The following is a 16207-nucleotide window of genomic DNA, read 5'->3' on the forward strand; positions in this document are numbered from 1 at the left end:
ATGATGAAAAAAAAGTAATCAAGCCAATGGACCTATTAGTATTGGTTAGCTCAACACATTACTATGCTTACACATCCAACCTATCAACCCTGTCATCTTCAGGGAGTCTCATTGGGATATCTTATCTTGAAGGAGGCTTGGCGTTTAGATGCTTTCAACGCTTATCCTTTCCGAACATAGCTACCCGGCTATGCACTTGGCAGTACAACCGGCACACCATTGGTTCGTCCACTTCGGTCCTCTCGTACTAGAAGCAGCTCTTCTCAAATATCCTACGCCCACAACAGATAGGGACCAAACTGTCTCACGACGTTTTGAACCCAACTCGCGTACCGCTTTAATTGGCGAACAGCCAAACCCTTGGGACCTTCTACAGCCCCAGGATGCGATGAGTCGACATCGAGGTGCCAAACCGCCACGTCGATATGAACTCTTGGTGGCGATAAGCCTGTTATCCCCGGAGTACCTTTTATCCGTTAAGCGACGGCGATTCCACTTTCTACCGCCGGATCACTAAGTCCTACTTTCGTATCTGCTCGACTTGTTGGTCTCGCAGTTAACCTCCCTTATACCTTTACGCTCTATTCGTGATTGCCAACCACGATGAGGGAAGCTTTGAACTCCTCCGTTACTCTTTAGGAGGATACCGCCCCAGTCAAACTACCCGTCTGACAATGTCCAACTTCCGGTTTCACGGAATATCGTTAGATTTTCAACCTTTCAAGACCGGTATTTCAAGGTCGACTCCATTTGCCCTAACGAGCCAACTTCTACGTCTTCCGGTTATCCTACACATGAAAAGTCAAAAGCCAATATCAGAGTATAGTAAAGGTTCACGGGGTCTTTCCGTCTTGTTGCGGGTAAACGGCATCTTCACCGCTACTACAATTTCACCGAGTCTCTCGTTGAGACAGTGCCCAGATCGTTAGGCCATTCGTGCAGGTCGGAACTTACCCGACAAGGAATTTCGCTACCTTAGGACCGTTATAGTTACGGCCGCCATTCACCAGGGCTTTAATTCAATGCTTTGTCGATTGCTCAACTGACATCTCCTTTTGACCTTTTGGCATTGGGCAGGCTTCACACCATATACGTCGTCTTAGACGACTTTGCATAGTGCTGTGTTTTTGTTAAACAGTCGCCTGGGCCATTTCTCTTCGACCAGCTTTCGCTTCTATTCGCGAAGAATATTACGAACTCTGGCCCCTCTTCTCCCGAAGTTACGAGGGTAATTTGCAGAGTTCCTTAACGAGAGTTGTCTCGCGCGCCTGAGAATATTCATCCCACCCACCTGTGTCGGTTTTGGTACGGTCGCTAAATTACGGTTAGAAACTATTTCTTGGAAGCATCGTGCTACGTCATCGGTTCCCCTTTCAGTTCCCCTTGGGCTCTGCCTAGATTTTTGTCTGTGGACTTCCCTTCAGACCCTCCTCACAGCTCCACGGACATCCAATCGTCCGCACGCTTAACTTACTCCGTCATCTCTTCACCATTGCTCTTTAGCGGCGCAGGAATATTTAACCTGCTTCCCATCGCCTACGCTTTTCAGCCTGAGCTTAGGGGCCGGCTAACCCAGGGAAGACGAACTTTACCCTGGAAACCTTAGGTTTTCGGCGAAGAGGATTTTCACCTCTTTTATCGTTTACTCATGCCATGCATCTTCACTAGTATGCGCTCCAACACTCCTCACGGTATATCTTCTCCGCACATACTACGCTCTCCTACCGCATATCTTATCGATACACCCGCGATTTCGGCTCTATACTTTAGTCCCGTCTATTATCGGCGCAAAGTTTCTCGATTGGTGAGCTGTTACGCACTCTTTAAATGATGGCTGCCTCTAAGCCAACATCCCAACTGTCTTTGAAACTTCACTTCCTTACTCACTTAGCATAGAATTTGGGGCCTTAATCGGCGATCTGGGCTGTTCCCCTTTTGACTATGTAGCTTATCCCACACAGTCTATCTCCCGGATTCCTTCTTGGTATTCGGAGTTTGATTCCCTTTGGTAAGGCGGTAGCCTCCCTTGTGGATTCAGTGCTCTACCCCCAAGTCGGTATTCCCGAGGTTAACCCTAAAGTTATTTCGAAGAGAACAAGATATCTCCAAGTTTGATTGGCCTTTCACCCCTATCCACAACTCATCCAAGTCTTTTTCAACAGACACTGGTTCGGACCTCCAATCGGTTTTACCCGAACTTCATCCTGGTCATGGATAGATCACTTGGTTTCGTGTCTAAGCCACACGACTATACGCGCTATTCACACTCGCTTTCGCTTCGGCTCCAGAACGTTTGTTCTTTAACCTTGCCATGTAGCTTAACTCGCTGGCTCATCATGCAAAAGGCACGCCGTCAGCCATTCACCTTACGGTGCATAGGCCTTCGACCGTTTGTAAGCTGCTGGTTTCAGTTTCTATTTCACTCCCCTAACAGGGGTTCTTTTCACCTTTCCCTCGCGGTACTTGTTCGCTATCGGTCATCGTTTTAGTATTTAGCCTTGGAGGGTGGTCCCCCCTGCTTCAGACCGGATTTCCCGTGCCCGGTCCTACTCAGGTACCTATCTCGCTTATCTCATCTTTCGCATACGGGACTCTCACCCTGTTTCGTTGGCCTTTCCATACCATTTTGCTAAACTCGATTTCGCTTTATAATAGGCCCTACAACCCCAGAAATTAATTCCTGGTTTGGGCTCTTCCCACTTCGCTCGCCGCTACTATGGGAATCTCTTCTAGATTTCTTTTCCTCTGCTTACTGAGATGTGTCACTTCAGCAGGTCTTGCTTCTTTAAACTATGTATTCATTTAAAGATGATAGAGGGCTTCTCTATCGGGTTCCCCCATTCGGATACCTTCGGTTCTACGCCTTTTCCGACTCCCCGAAGCTTTTCGCAGGTTACACGTCCTTCTTCGCCTTTCGATGCCAAGGCATCCACCAACAGCCCTTAGCAGCTTGATTACAAAACTTTTTTGCTGCTAATTTTTGAGCTTCCTTTTCTTCGCCGTTTCTTCTTCTTTTCATTCTCAAGCGCCAATTTACATCAGTGAAATCTTTTCCACTTTAATACTTTGCGCTTTATTTGAGATTTCTCTCTCTGACTAAATTTAGTTCTATCAAGATAGCTAATTTCTCCCTTTACAGAAAGAATGTGCGGTTACCTAGACTTGAACTAGGGACCTCGACATTATCAGTGTCGCGCTCTAACCAACTGAGCTATAACCGCTTGACTCAAATGGAGGCTAGGAGGTTCGAACTCCTGACCTTCTGAATGCAAATCAGATGCTCTACCAGCTGAGCTAAACCCCCGCTAAAGTTCTAGGGCTTAACAGCAAAAAAGAAGTGACGTGGACAAAATAGAGCTTGTCTCAACCTTAAGGAACTATTTTAGTCCTTAAAAGGAGGTGATCCAGCCCCACCTTCCGGTAGGGCTACCTTGTTACGACTTCATCCCAGTCATCAGCCTTACCTTAGGCGCCTCTTCCCTTGCGGTTAAGTCAGCGACTTCGGGTAAAACCAACTCCCATGATGTGACGGGCGGTGTGTACAAGGCCCGGGAACGTATTCACGACGTTGTTGCTGACACGTCATTACTAGCAATTCCAACTTCATGTAGCCGAGTTGCAGACTACAATCCGAACTGAGATCGGTTTTATAGGATTTGCTCCACCTTACGGTCTTGCTGCCTTCTGTACCGACCATTGTAGCACGTGTGTAGCCCCAGACATAAAGGCCATGCGGACTTGACGTCATCCTCACCTTCCTCCTAGTTAACCTAGGCAGTCTCATTAGAGTCCCCACCTTCACGTGTTGGCAACTAATGATAAGGGTTGCGCTCGTTGCGGGACTTAACCCAACACCTCACGGCACGAGCTGACGACAGCCATGCAGCACCTATACAAAGATCCTTTCGGAACACATCATCTCTGATGCTGTCCTTTGCATTTCGAGCCTGGGTAAGGTTCTTCGCGTTGCATCGAATTAAACCACATGCTCCACTGCTTGTGCGGGCCCCCGTCAATTCTTTTGAGTTTCACCCTTGCGAGCGTACTCCTCAGGCGGTATACTTATCGCGTTAGCTACGACACAGCCAGGGTTGAGCCTAACTACATCAAGTATACATCGTTTACGGCAAGGACTACCAGGGTATCTAATCCTGTTTGCTCCCCTTGCTCTCGCGCCTCAGCGTCAGGTAAAAGCTAGAAAACCGCTTTCGCCACAGGTGTTCTTCCACATATCTACGCATTTCACCGCTACACGTGGAATTCCGTTTCCTCCGCCATCCCTCAAGAATTGCAGTTTCAAATGCGGCTCCAAAGTTGAGCTTCGGAATTTCACATCTGACTTTTAATCCCGCCTACGCGCCCTTTACGCCCAATAATTCCGATTAATGCTTGCACCCTCCGTATTACCGCAGCTGCTGGCACGGAGTTAGCCGGTGCTTCTTTACGCAGTACTCTCATATGACTTAGTTATTCACTAAACCACTTTGCTCTTGCGCGAAAGAGTTTTACAACCCGAAAGCCTTCATCACTCACGCAGCGTCGCTTCGTCAGGCTTTCGCCCATTGCGAAAGATTCTCGACTGCAGCCTCCCGTAGGAGTTTGGGCAGTGTCTCAGTCCCAATGTTGGCGGTCAATCTCTCAATCCGCCTAGACGTCTTAGCCTTGGTGCGCCTTTACCACACCAACTAGCTGATATCACATGAACCTATCCTTTACCGCAAGGCCTCTTTACAAGGTCCCCCACTTTGATAGCCAATAACTCTTTATCGGTACCTCATTCGGTATTAGCGCCTGTTTCCAGTCGTTATCCCCAGGTAAAGGGTAAGTTATTCATGTATTACTAACCCTTTCGCCACTAAACTAAAGGTTACCCTCTAGCTTCGTTCGACTTGCATGCCTCATCCACGCTGCCAGCATTCAATCTGAACCAAGATCAAATTCTCAGAAAATATATTTCTTGAAAATTTGCTCATATTAAAAAAAATTAACAGGCAAATAAAATAATTTTATTTATCCCATTTACACAAGCTCTATTTTGCTTGCACGTCACTTCTGTTTTGCTGTTAAACACCTTTTGAACCAATCTCGTTGATCCTATTCCTTTTGCGTTTCTTAAATCTTACGTTCTAAGGAAGTAAACAACATACATAATATACCTCTTTTTTCGCAATTCCTTTTCTCGCTTTTTTTCTCTTTCTCATAGAGAAAAAAACATAAACGCTTTCGAATTTAAGCTAAAAGAGGTCTGAGAATTAAATAACTTACCATACCTGCTAGATAACCAACCCCTACAGGGACACTCATTTTTTTGGCATAAGAGAGAAAATCAATCTTTTCGATACCCATAATGGCAACACCTGCTGATGAGCCAATGATCAAAATACTTCCTCCTGTTCCAGCTGCATAGGCAATCATATGCCAAAAGGAAGAATCCATTGGAAATACTTCCAATGGATACATGCCCATTGTAGCTGCAACTAAAGGAACGTTGTCTATGATTGCAGAAAAAAAACCTAATAAAGTAGCAATCAGAGCTGGACTATCAATTGTTTTATTTAACCATTCTGCTATGACTTTTAGCATCCCAGCAGATTGCAGCGCTGCTATAGATAGCAAAATTCCTAAAAAAAACAATACTCCTGAAGTATCTACTCGAGTAAGCACATGCGGTACTCTCAAATGCTTTCTTTCGTCATGTGGATAGTGCATTAAATCTGTAACAATCCACAAAAGGGATAAAGCTAAAATCACCCCCATAAAAGGAGGAAGTCCTGTTAGTCCTTTGAAAATAGGCACAAAAATTAAACCTGCTATTCCTAAACAAAAGACAACCTTAGCACCAGGTTCAGCAGGCTCTATTTTTTGCAAATCAGCAGAAGTAAATTTTCCTTTTAACCTTGAAGAATACCAAATAAGAGGGATAAACAAAGAGATCATCGACGGGATAATTAAGGTTTTTATAACAGCAAAACTAGAAAGTTGACCGTTGATCCAGAGCATTGTGGTAGTAACGTCTCCAATAGGAGTCCAAGCCCCCCCCGCATTTGCAGCAACTACGACAATACAAACCATGAGAAATCTCTCCTTTCTATCAGGGATTAATTTACGTAATAAGGAAACTATTAAAATGGTTGTAGTTAAATTATCAAGAACCGCAGAGAGAAAAAATGAAGCAAATGAAATAACCCATAACATTTTTCTTTTAGATCTTGTCCTTAGTCGATCGGTAATGATCTTAAAACCACGATGAGAATCAATAAGCTCTACTAACGTCATAGCTCCAATTAAAAAGAAGATAATTTGTGAAATTTCTGAGACGTGGTGACCTAAATTATATAAGTCGGATGAATTTTTGCATGACATATAAATTGTCCAACAAATAGCGCCAATAAGCAGCGCAACAGCTGTTTTATTCACTCTGATATAATACTCTAAAATAATTGCTAAATACCCTAAGGCAAAAACAACTACAATCAGAAAACATTCCATTTTCTTAAAACTCCTTTATAAAACAAAATTAATAACTTTTAAGCAATTCCTGCTTGAACAATATCGTGCATACGTAAAATACCTATTACAGTACGATCATCTAACACAACAGGCAAAATCGTGATGTATCTTTTCGGATCTTTCTGCATGAGAGCCAGTGCATTCCAAGCAAGCAAATCTCGGTTCACGACTACAGTAGAGCTTGTCATTAAATTTCTCATTGATTGCTCTAGAGCAGAAGTGCCTCTTACCTGCAAAACCCTTCGTAAATCTCCGTCTGTGAAAATACCTAAGAGTTTTTTTGTCTCATCTACAATCAAAATTGCTCCACATTTTTTATCAGACAGTTCAAATAAAACATCGATGAGTTTATCTGAAGGGTCTGCTAGAGGGATAGCTTGATCACTAATCATTAAGTCTTCTACCTTTAATGTCGCCTTTTTACCTATGGAACCAGCAGGATGATTAAGAGAATACCTGATAAGATCAAATTGGTTTTTCTGCATCAAAGAAACAGTTAGAAGATCTCCGAATAATAACTGTACCATTGTAGAAGTGGTTGGAGTCAAATTAAAAGGACATAACTCTTTTTCAACAGGCAAATAAATAGATAAATCAGCTAAACGAGAAAGTCGTGAGCCTAGATGAGAAATAACTGCTATAATGGGTGTTTTTCTTTTTTTAGCAAAAGGAATTAAGTGTAGTAACTCTTCTGTTTCTCCACTGCGACTAAATAATAAAAGTAGATCCTTTTCGGATAGGATCCCTATATCTCCATGTAAAAAATTAGTGGGAGGAAAGTACAATGCTTTTGTCCCTGTAGAAATAAGCGTCATTGCAATTTTTTCAGCAATAATTCCACTTTTTCCAACCCCTGTAAGGACCAATAACCCTGATACTTTGCTACATTGTTTGATGACTTTTTTCAACTGCTCTAAAGGCAAATTAGCAAAGTAATGTGCTAAATATTGTTTCTGTTGACTGAGGATCTCTTGTATTTCCTGCATAAAAACTTTTGTGTTACGTGTATTTAATAGTATATGCAAATTCTATTTTTGCTTGAAGTCTTCAAAAAAAAGCCGTAAAAGATAAGCTTTTTAATTGAGGTAACGATGAGCAAAAAAATTCCTATAGCAGTAGCTTATGGTGACGGAATTGGACCTGAAATCATGAAAGCAACCTTACATATTCTACAAGAAGCTGGTGCTCCTTTAGATATCCATTCTATTGAAATAGGAGAACAAGTATACAACAAAGGTATTTTAACAGGAATTGCAGATAACTCTTGGGAAATACTACGTCAGACAAAAGCTTTTCTAAAAGCACCTATTACTACTCCTCAAGGAGGAGGGTTTAAAAGCTTAAATGTAACTATTCGCACTACTTTAGGATTGTATGCGAATATACGTCCATGTATCTCTTATGCACCTTTTATTACCACAAAACATCCTAAAATGGATGTAGTTATTGTAAGAGAGAATGAAGAGGATTTATATGCAGGCATTGAATATCGCCAAACGCCAGATGTGTATAAATCGCTTAAAATGATTTCTCGTCCTGGCTCAGAAAAAATCATTCGTTATGCTTTTGCATATGCCTCTTTCCACAATCGAAAAAAAGTGACTTGCTTTACAAAAGATAATATTATGAAATTCTCTGATGGGTTATTTCATAAAGTATTTAACGAAATTGCAAAAGAATATCCCCATATTCAAAATGAGCACTGGATTGTAGATATTGGGGCTGCTAAATTAGCTGATACTCCAGAAATATTTGATGTCATTGTCATGCCTAATCTTTATGGAGATATCCTATCTGATGTAGCAGCCCAAGTTTCCGGATCTGTTGGCATTGCAGGCTCTGCTAATATCGGCGATAGAGGTGCAATGTTTGAAGCAATTCACGGTTCTGCTCCAAGAAGAGCTGGACAAAATGTGGTAAATCCTTCTGCTCTTCTTTTGGGAAGCGTGCTAATGCTCCTTTATTTGGAAGAGTCTCTATTAGCAGAAAGGATTCATAATGCGTGGTTGAAAACCATAGAAGAAGGATTTCATACATACGATATCTTTAAAGAAGGGGTTAGCAAGTATAAAATGGGGACACAAGAATTTGCTTCACAGGTAATCAAATTCCTAGATGAAAAGCCGCAGCACTTAACTCCTGTCACCTACCAAAATAAGAATAAGTTTCAGACTATTTATGCCCCTTCTCATTCTATTTCTGTTAAAAAAGAACTCGTGGGAGTTGATATTTTTATTTATGCTGTTAAAAATCCTGTTAAAACACTCACCGCAAATAAATGGAATGCACTTGCTTTACAAATGATCAGTAATAGAGGAGTCAAAATCTGGCCCGATGGACAACCGGAGACTTTTTGTGTTGATCAATGGCGTCTACGCTTTTCATCTAAAGACAACTCATGTATTACAAAAGAGAGAATTCTTGCCATCTTAGAAGAAGTATCTCAAGCAGGATTTGATAGCACAGGCTCAGAAAATCTTTATCTTTTTGATAAAAAACCAGGGTTTTCTTAAGACTTACAAGTGACCTTTAAATCCATTTCTTTTTAGAAATTAACTACTTGAAGTCTCCTCAAAGGTACATTTCTTTAAATCTTTTACAGCAATTTAACTTTAAACTTTCATAACAAAGAAGTATGATGCTTACATGGCATATTCCTATGAATTAAGAAAAAAAGCATTAGACTATGTAGAGAAAGGCAAGTCAAATCTTTGAAGTGACGGCGCGCAGCCTAAGAAAAGAGCAAAGGCGCTTGGCTCCTAATAAAATTGAAGGAGAAAAGCTAAAAGCGTACCTTCAAGAGAATCCAGATAGCTACTTAAAAGAAATAGCCGAATGCTTTGGAATAACGATAACTGCAGTCTTTTATGCATGTAAAAGACTAAAGATTACTTTAAAAAAAAGACGCCCTTCTATCAAGAAAGAGATGGTGAGAAAAGAGAGAGGTTTCAAAAGAGAATAGAGGAAATTGCTGAAGAAGATTGAGTTTATGTCGATGAAAGTGGGATTAATGAATATCTTCAAAGGCAGAATACAAGAGCGCCCAGAGGGGAAAAAGCATATGGAGCTGTATCAGGAAATCGTTATCACAGAGAAAGTTTTATAGCAGCTAAGAACCGATCAAGCATTTTAGCACCCTTTTGTTATACAGGAACATGTATACCCAGTTGTTTAACATGTGGCTCGAACAAATACTCATCCCTGAGATAAAATCTAGACAAGTAATCATTTTGGATAATGCGAGTTTTCATAAGTCCAAAGAGAGTTTAGAAATCATTAAAAAAATCAGGATGCGAAGTATTATTTTTACCTCCCTATTCTCCTGAATTGAATCCTATTGATCAATCTTTTTTACAAGTGTATAGTTAGTGGAAATTTTAAATTCAAATCACTATATAAGGAATTGCATGATCTGCCATCTACGTTCAAGATGATAGGAAAATAAGAAAGACTAAAGCGGAGCTCTAGTCTTTCTTTTGCAATCAATTACCTAAGGTTAGAGTCCTTTATCCATTTCTAGGTGATTCTTTAGTGCATTTAAGAAAGCACAACCATACATACCATCGAGTACACGATGGTCAAAAGTTAAAGAAAGGTTAATCATATTACGAATGGTAAGACTATCATCTTCTTGAGGAATCACTTTCCTACAACTAGCGCCTACACCAATGATTGCAACCTCGGGATATCTAATGATAGGAATTCCCATTTGCACCCCAGACATACCAAAATTTGTAATGGTAATTGTTCCTTCGGTCATATCGCTAGGCGCTAGTTTCCCCTCCCGAGCCTTATGAGATAAATCGCTAATCCTTTGAGCTATTTTTGGAAGAGACAACTCTTGGGCTCCTTTTAAAACAGGCACAAGTAATCCTTGCTCAACACTCACTGCAACCCCTAAATTAATGAACTTCTTCATTAAAATGGTATCTTTATCTAAAGAGGAATTTAATAAAGGAAATTCCTGAAGAGCTTTAATTAAAGCCCTAGCAATAAAACTGGTTAAAGTGAGTTTTGCTTGGTACTTTTCTAAAAAGATTTGTTTTCCCTTCTGAATGCATTGCATCACATCTGTAATATCTATTTCTGTAATCAGAGTAGCATGAGGTGCTTCGTAAAAAGAGCGCACCATATTATCTGCTATTGCTTTACGCATACCAGTCATTTGCAATCTTTCTATAGATTGTAAAGAGTCCTCTTCTTTTACAGCCCTTTTTTCTAAATAAAGCTCTAAGTCCTGCTTAGTGATTCTCCCTCCAGATCCTGTTCCTATAATTTTCTGTAATTCTTCTAAATTCAGTTTATTTTCTCTAGCTAACCGTAAAAGAGCAGGTGAAAAAAACTCTTGATTCCTTTCGACACTCACTGAAATTAGAGAAGGATTATTTTTTTCCAGATTTTCTTTCTTTCGCTTATTCTCTGTAGAAATAATTGCTAAAAGATCCCCTACTTGAACCTCTTGATCCACTTCTACACAAATTTCTTGTAAAACACCTGCTATAGGTGAGGGGATTTCACTATTGATTTTATCAGTAGAAACTTCTAATAAAGGTTCATCTAATTGAACCACATCTCCTATTTTTTTAAACCATTGCGCTATAATAGCGCTATGAATGCTCTCTCCTAGTTTAGGTAGTAGTACTTTTATTTCTTCGCTCATCGATGCCTTTTATTTGAAAAAAATTCTATTCTATCTAACATCTCTTGCCAAATAGCATGCCCCGCTACAACCTCTAATTCTACACGTAAAGCAATTACAGGGATACAGCATCCAAAAGAGGATAATTTAACCCAATCCTTTTCTGTGCATAAAATCATTTCTGCTGCTTTATCCTTACATCTCTTAGCAAATAAATAAAGCTCATTTAGCTCAAAAGACGTGTGATCTGGTAGAAATACATAATCTACAATACTACATCTTATCTCTCTTACGGTTTGCAAAAAACGCTCCGGTCTACCCAAAGCACAAAATACCCCCACTTTTTTCCCAGCCACTTCTTGTAGATTGCAAACAACAACTTTCATGCCAATAACTGGTGCTAAAGTATATAAAGCTATTTCTTTTTTTAATTCTTCATACTGAAAGATTGAATCAACGTGATTAGCAATAATCCAATCAGCTCGATGTAATCGAGAAGGAGTATCCCTTAATAAACCATTTGGCAAAAATTTTTTTTGACCAAAAGGATCTTTTGCATCAACCACAATAATTTCTAGATTTCGCGCTAAGCTTCGATATTGCATTCCATCGTCTAGTAGTAAACACTGCATTTTCTCAGCAATGGCTCTACATCCACTTTCAATACGATTTTTTCCTACCCAAATAGGTACTGAGGTTGTCTTTGCTAAAAGATAGGGCTCATCTCCACAATATTGAACTGGTAGAGTACATCCTTTTCCATCGGAGATCTTTTCTACTCTGCCAGAAGTTTCAATTTTTGAAAGAAATCCTCTTGTAAGAATAGCTAATTTGATTTTCGAATCAAGGTGCTTTATGATCTTTTGAATTAATGGTGTTTTGCCGGTTCCTCCAGCTGCAATATTTCCAATACTGATTACACAGACAGGGAGTTTGTGCACTTTACGCAAACCTTTATCATAAGATAAATTTCTTAATCGCACCCCTAAAGAAAAAAAAGTACTTATCAAAAAAAAGAACGGAATGAGGAAAAAAGGTTTTTTTTTTCTTTGAACAACTCGAAACAAATATCGTTTTACATTTTTAAGAAGAAGCACAAATAACTCTTGGCTCTGTTTGAAAAAGCAGCGCTTCTACTTGTTCTATAATAATATGAATAGCAGTCATATGAGCTTCTTGAATCCGATCTGAAAACTCAAATCCAGAAACAATCCACTCTAGATCAGCCATTGCTTTTAACTTACCTCCTGTCTTACCAAGAAAAGCGATTGTTTTCAGACCTTTTTTTTGTGCCGTTAACATAGCTTTAAATAGATTTGTGGAATTACCGCTTGTTGTTAAAGCAACAAAAAGATCCTCTGGTTTAGCAAAAGCTTCTATTGCTCTTGCAAAAACAAAGTCAAATCCCATGTCATTTGCTGTACAACTTAAATGCCCTGGATCACTTAAAGCAATAGCTGGTAGAGCTTTTCTTGCATAACGAAATTGCCCTGTTAACTCTTCTGCAAAATGCATGGCATCACATAAGCTTCCTCCATTACCTGCAATCAATAATTTACCACCTTTTGTAAAACACTCAGCAATTAATTGACTGGCATTTTCGATAAAGCTCATGCTTTTTTCTTCTTTTAAAAGTACAATAGCGCGTATTGCTTCATCAACTGCATGCTCGATTTCTTTTTGCATAATAAATTACTCTTTTTATGAGGCAATTATAAAAGGGTTCTTGTATTATAGTAAACTTACTTAAAGCATTTTTTAACAATTATGATCTTATTATATCCCCCTGTAAAAATCGCTGTTATCGGAGCTACCGGTATCGTTGGAAGAGAAGTGTTGAATCTTTTAGAAAAACGTCATTTTCCCATTGACACATTACGCTGTTTTTCTTCCTTAAATTCAGAAGGCAAATCTATTCTATTCTCTGGAAAAAATATTCCGTTAGAAACTCTTTCCGAGGATAAATTATATAACATCGACTTAGCTATTTTTTGCGCAAAAAAAGAGGTTTCTAGTAAATGGGCCCCCTACCTTGCTAAGCAAAAAACTATTATAATCGACAATAGCTCTGCTTTTAGACTTGATCCAGATGTACCTCTTATCATTCCAGAAATTAATTTAGCAGAGTTAACTAACCATAATTACATTATCTCTTCTCCCAATTGTTCTGCTTCGATCATGTTAATGGCTCTTTTTCCTTTGCATCAATACATTCCCATTCAAAGAATTCAGGCAGCTACTTACCAAGCGGTTAGCGGTGCTGGATTTCATGCTATGCAAGAATTGACCTCTGCTACACAAGCTATACTAGAAAAAAAACCCTATACACCAAAAGCACTGCCTTTTCCTTCTGCATTTAACCTATTCTTGCATAACTCTACATTAAACGCAGATGGCTATGTTGATGAAGAATTAAAAATGCTACGAGAAACTCGAAAAATTCTTTCCAATTCTCATATTCAGATAAATGCAACCTGCGTACGCGTTCCTGTTTTACGGGCACATTCTCAAGCTTTGAATGTCACCTTTACTCAAGAAATTTCCCCAGAAAAAGCTTATGAGCTTTTAGAAAAAGCTCCTGGTATAAAAGTCTATGAAGATCGATTAAAAAATCGTTTCCCTATGCCAATTAACGCTGCAGGACAAAACGATGTGTACTGCGGAAGAATCAGAAAAGATCTTTCCTGTGCTAATACTTTAGATCTGTGGGTAGTAGGAGATCAAATACTAAAAGGAGCTGCTTTAAATACGATACAAATTGCAGAACACCTTCTTTGAATCAAAGCAATTCCTGCCAATCTAGAATTTCTTCACATACAATCACTTTTTGTGTAATAGGGTGAGGAAAGCTCATACACGCATGATGCAATGCAATTTTCTGTTTGGATAAATGCTTCTTGCTTCCATACTTGACATCACCTACAACAGGAGAGCCTATAAAAGAAAACTGTGCACGGATCTGATGATAACGCCCTGTATGCAGCTTAATTTTTATCAATGAAAAATCTCCCTTCTCAAGTATAATAGAATACTTAAGCTGAGCTAATTTTCCTTGAATATGATTGGGTTTTACTACTTTAGCGCGATGATTTACATGAGTTAACGTATGCTCAAGCACATTCGAGGTTTTTAGATTCTCACTCGTTTCTACCCAGGCAAAATAGATTTTACTCATTTTTTTTTCACGCATGCTTTGCTGCAGTCGAGTAAGCGCTTTAGATGTTCTTGCAAATAAAACTAATCCGCTAACCGGTTTATCTAAACGATGAATACATTCTAGATAAACCCTGCCTGGTTTTTTATACTCTTTTTTAAGCCAATTTTTTGTTAAATCGGTTAAGTTATCTTTTATAGGATAGTGAGGTTGTGTACTTAAACCAGCAGGTTTCACAACTACTAAAACATGGTTATCTGAGAAAATAATCTGCATTTTTTCCTTTGCGTTGTCGGATAACTTCGTACAGAAGAAGTGTAGTAGCTGTTGCTACATTCAAAGAATCTGCTATACCATGCATAGGAATACGAACACAGATATCAGCTTGCTTCATCCAAAAATCGGATAATCCCAATTGTTCGGTACCAACAGCAATTGCCACAGGACCTGTTAGATCTATTTCTGTAAATTCCTGGGAAGCAGAAGGGGTTGCTGCAATGATTTTAATTTTATGCTCACGCATTAGACTTAAAACCTCTTGACTTGTAGCTTCTACTACTAAAGTAGTAAACAATGTTCCCACGCTAGCGCGTACAACATTGGGATTATAGATATCTGTACAACGATCGCATACGATTACTCCATCTACTCCTGCTGCATCTGCCGAACGTAAAATAGTGCCTAGGTTTCCTGGTTTTTCAATTGCCTCAGCAATCACCATAAAAGCTGTAGGACTAAATGAAATAGAGCGAAGTGGATAGTGCATTTGCTCTGCTATAGCTATAAGCCCATCTGGACGATCTCTGTAAGAGATTTTTTCAAAAACCGATTCAGAACAATAATAGATAAACGCTTGATCTTGTTTAATTTGCTCTATCAGTACTTTTTCATTTGCTCCTAAAAATAAAGCAGGACAAATAAATAAAGAGACAATTTTTACCCTGGCTTGCACAGCCCTAAATAACTCTCGATATCCCTCAATGAGAAAAAGATTTGTTTGATTGCGAATCCTGCGATTTGTTAGTTGCATTGCTAACTTAATCTTAGGATTTTGCATACTTGTGATTTCTTCTCTCATGGGAGCCACCAAGCAAAACTTCCATAAGGAATAGAAAACCCATTTTCAGAAGGCAATAAGAGCTCATTGCTCTCAATTTTCCCTTTAGGTAATAATTGTTTCATTAAATTTTGGATGGCAACTGGGGTAATTCCAGGCGTATGGGTAGTGAATAACAAGAAAAGAGCCTCTTTACTTAACAGACTTTTACATAAATCTAGCAACTCTACAAGATCTTTTTCAATTTGGAAAATTTCTCCCTTATTTCCTCTACCAAAGCTAGGAGGATCTAAAATGATTGCTTCATAGAAAGAACCTCTCTTGATTTCTCTTTTAAGAAATTTTTTCACATCTTCTATAATCCAGCGAACCGGTTTATCTAAAAAATGATTTAACCTTGCATTCTCTCTAGCCCAGCTCACCATTCCCTTTGAGGCATCAACATGGCAGACTTTAGCCCCTGCTTTTACGCAGGCTAAAGTAGCTCCCCCTGAATAAGCAAACAAATTGAGAACCAGCGACTCTTTTCTTGAGACAAGCAATTTTTGCATAGAGGAAAAAAGAAGACTGTGTTCAGGAAAAACACCTAAATGACCAAAGTCGGTAGGGGCTACCTTAAAACGTATATCCTCAATAGTTAATACCCAATCTTTAGGCAAAGGTCTCTTATATTCCCATCGATTTCCTTCCTCTCGAGAAAAAATAGCATCCGCTTCCCACTTTTTAAGAGAAGGTTTCCAGATTGCTTGAAAACAGGGCCTAATCAAAGTAAAAGCGCCAAATCGCTCTAGCTTTTGTTGATTACCACTATCAATTAGAAGATAAGACATAAACGGGAAACTCTTTT

The 16207-nt window shown here is 39.4% G+C and carries 13 protein-coding genes, 2 tRNA genes, 2 rRNA genes and 1 pseudogene; 6 read left to right on the forward strand and 12 right to left on the reverse strand.

Annotated elements, in window-relative coordinates:
* Positions 1–14: 14 nt before the first annotated feature.
* From RHAB15C_RS05905 to RHAB15C_RS05930, 6 genes are all read right to left on the reverse strand, one after another.
* Positions 15–2956: ribosomal RNA gene (locus RHAB15C_RS05905) — 23S ribosomal RNA — on the reverse strand.
* A 191-nt stretch (positions 2957–3147) separates the two neighbouring features.
* Positions 3148–3221 (reverse strand) — tRNA-Ile (locus RHAB15C_RS05910).
* 10 nt (positions 3222–3231) lie between these two features.
* Positions 3232–3304, reverse strand: a tRNA-Ala gene (locus tag RHAB15C_RS05915).
* Between the two features lie 88 nt (positions 3305–3392).
* Positions 3393–4949: ribosomal RNA gene (locus tag RHAB15C_RS05920) — 16S ribosomal RNA — on the reverse strand.
* The 16S and 23S rRNA genes sit together here with 2 tRNA genes alongside, the layout of an rRNA operon.
* Before the next feature lie 280 nt (positions 4950–5229).
* Positions 5230–6489, reverse strand: a complete 1260-nt coding sequence (gene nhaD, locus RHAB15C_RS05925) for a sodium:proton antiporter NhaD (RefSeq protein WP_194845251.1) — start codon at positions 6487–6489, stop codon at positions 5230–5232.
* Positions 6490–6527: 38 nt separating this feature from the next.
* Positions 6528–7496: a KpsF/GutQ family sugar-phosphate isomerase gene (locus tag RHAB15C_RS05930; RefSeq protein ID WP_194845250.1), complete on the reverse strand. Its 969-nt coding sequence runs from the start codon at positions 7494–7496 to the stop codon at positions 6528–6530.
* A gap of 105 nt (positions 7497–7601) precedes the next feature.
* Between RHAB15C_RS05930 and RHAB15C_RS05935 the strand changes: the two genes are divergently transcribed.
* From RHAB15C_RS05935 to RHAB15C_RS07520, 5 genes and pseudogenes are all read left to right on the forward strand, one after another.
* Positions 7602–9023, forward strand: coding sequence for an NADP-dependent isocitrate dehydrogenase (locus RHAB15C_RS05935; protein ID WP_194845249.1), 1422 nt, complete (start codon positions 7602–7604; stop codon positions 9021–9023).
* A gap of 203 nt (positions 9024–9226) precedes the next feature.
* Positions 9227–9472, forward strand: a complete 246-nt coding sequence (locus tag RHAB15C_RS05940; protein ID WP_194845248.1) for an IS630 transposase-related protein — start codon at positions 9227–9229, stop codon at positions 9470–9472.
* Between the two features lie 6 nt (positions 9473–9478).
* Positions 9479–9616, forward strand: a complete 138-nt coding sequence (locus RHAB15C_RS05945; protein ID WP_194845247.1) for a hypothetical protein — start codon at positions 9479–9481, stop codon at positions 9614–9616.
* Positions 9617–9665: 49 nt separating this feature from the next.
* Positions 9666–9836 (forward strand): transposase, encoded by a 171-nt coding sequence (locus tag RHAB15C_RS05950; protein ID WP_434062077.1) that lies wholly within the window; start codon positions 9666–9668, stop codon positions 9834–9836.
* A pseudogene (locus tag RHAB15C_RS07520) lies at positions 9826–9879 on the forward strand (hypothetical protein); the annotation flags it as partial. The gene RHAB15C_RS05950 and the pseudogene RHAB15C_RS07520, both read left to right, overlap by 11 nt.
* A gap of 127 nt (positions 9880–10006) precedes the next feature.
* Here the strand turns inward: RHAB15C_RS07520 and RHAB15C_RS05955 are convergent.
* Genes RHAB15C_RS05955 through RHAB15C_RS05965 form a run of 3 tightly spaced genes read right to left on the reverse strand, consistent with a single transcriptional unit; the run spans position 10007 to position 12835 of the window.
* Positions 10007–11170 carry a dihydrolipoamide acetyltransferase family protein gene (locus RHAB15C_RS05955; RefSeq protein WP_194845245.1) on the reverse strand — a complete coding sequence of 388 codons (1164 nt, stop codon included), beginning with the start codon at positions 11168–11170 and terminating at the stop codon, positions 10007–10009.
* Positions 11167–12246, reverse strand: coding sequence for a tetraacyldisaccharide 4'-kinase (lpxK, locus tag RHAB15C_RS05960; protein ID WP_194845244.1), 1080 nt, complete (start codon positions 12244–12246; stop codon positions 11167–11169). Before lpxK ends, RHAB15C_RS05955 begins: the two co-directional genes overlap by 4 nt.
* Complete coding sequence (locus RHAB15C_RS05965) at positions 12233–12835, reverse strand: D-sedoheptulose-7-phosphate isomerase (protein ID WP_194845243.1); 603 nt, start codon at positions 12833–12835, stop codon at positions 12233–12235. The genes lpxK and RHAB15C_RS05965 overlap by 14 nt, the downstream gene beginning before the upstream one ends.
* 81 nt (positions 12836–12916) lie before the next feature.
* On the opposite strand from RHAB15C_RS05965, the gene RHAB15C_RS05970 reads away from it, so the two are divergent.
* Complete coding sequence (locus RHAB15C_RS05970) at positions 12917–13927, forward strand: aspartate-semialdehyde dehydrogenase (RefSeq protein ID WP_194845242.1); 1011 nt, start codon at positions 12917–12919, stop codon at positions 13925–13927.
* Position 13928: 1 nt separating this feature from the next.
* Here RHAB15C_RS05970 and RHAB15C_RS05975 read toward each other — a convergent pair whose 3' ends face one another.
* From RHAB15C_RS05975 to RHAB15C_RS05985, 3 genes are read right to left on the reverse strand one after another with little or no spacing between them, the layout of a single operon-like run.
* The gene (locus tag RHAB15C_RS05975; protein WP_194845241.1) at positions 13929–14579 is read right to left on the reverse strand and encodes an RluA family pseudouridine synthase; all 651 of its coding nucleotides are present in this window, start codon (positions 14577–14579) and stop codon (positions 13929–13931) included.
* A complete protein-coding gene (locus RHAB15C_RS05980) occupies positions 14557–15381 on the reverse strand; it encodes a TrmH family RNA methyltransferase (protein ID WP_246587545.1) in 825 nt (274 codons plus the stop codon). The genes RHAB15C_RS05975 and RHAB15C_RS05980 overlap by 23 nt, the downstream gene beginning before the upstream one ends.
* The gene (locus RHAB15C_RS05985; RefSeq protein WP_194845240.1) at positions 15378–16190 is read right to left on the reverse strand and encodes a class I SAM-dependent methyltransferase; all 813 of its coding nucleotides are present in this window, start codon (positions 16188–16190) and stop codon (positions 15378–15380) included. Before RHAB15C_RS05985 ends, RHAB15C_RS05980 begins: the two co-directional genes overlap by 4 nt.
* Positions 16191–16207 lie beyond the last annotated feature (17 nt).

Source organism: Candidatus Rhabdochlamydia porcellionis (assembly GCF_015356815.2).
Classification (GTDB): Bacteria; Chlamydiota; Chlamydiia; order Chlamydiales; family Rhabdochlamydiaceae; genus Rhabdochlamydia; species Rhabdochlamydia porcellionis.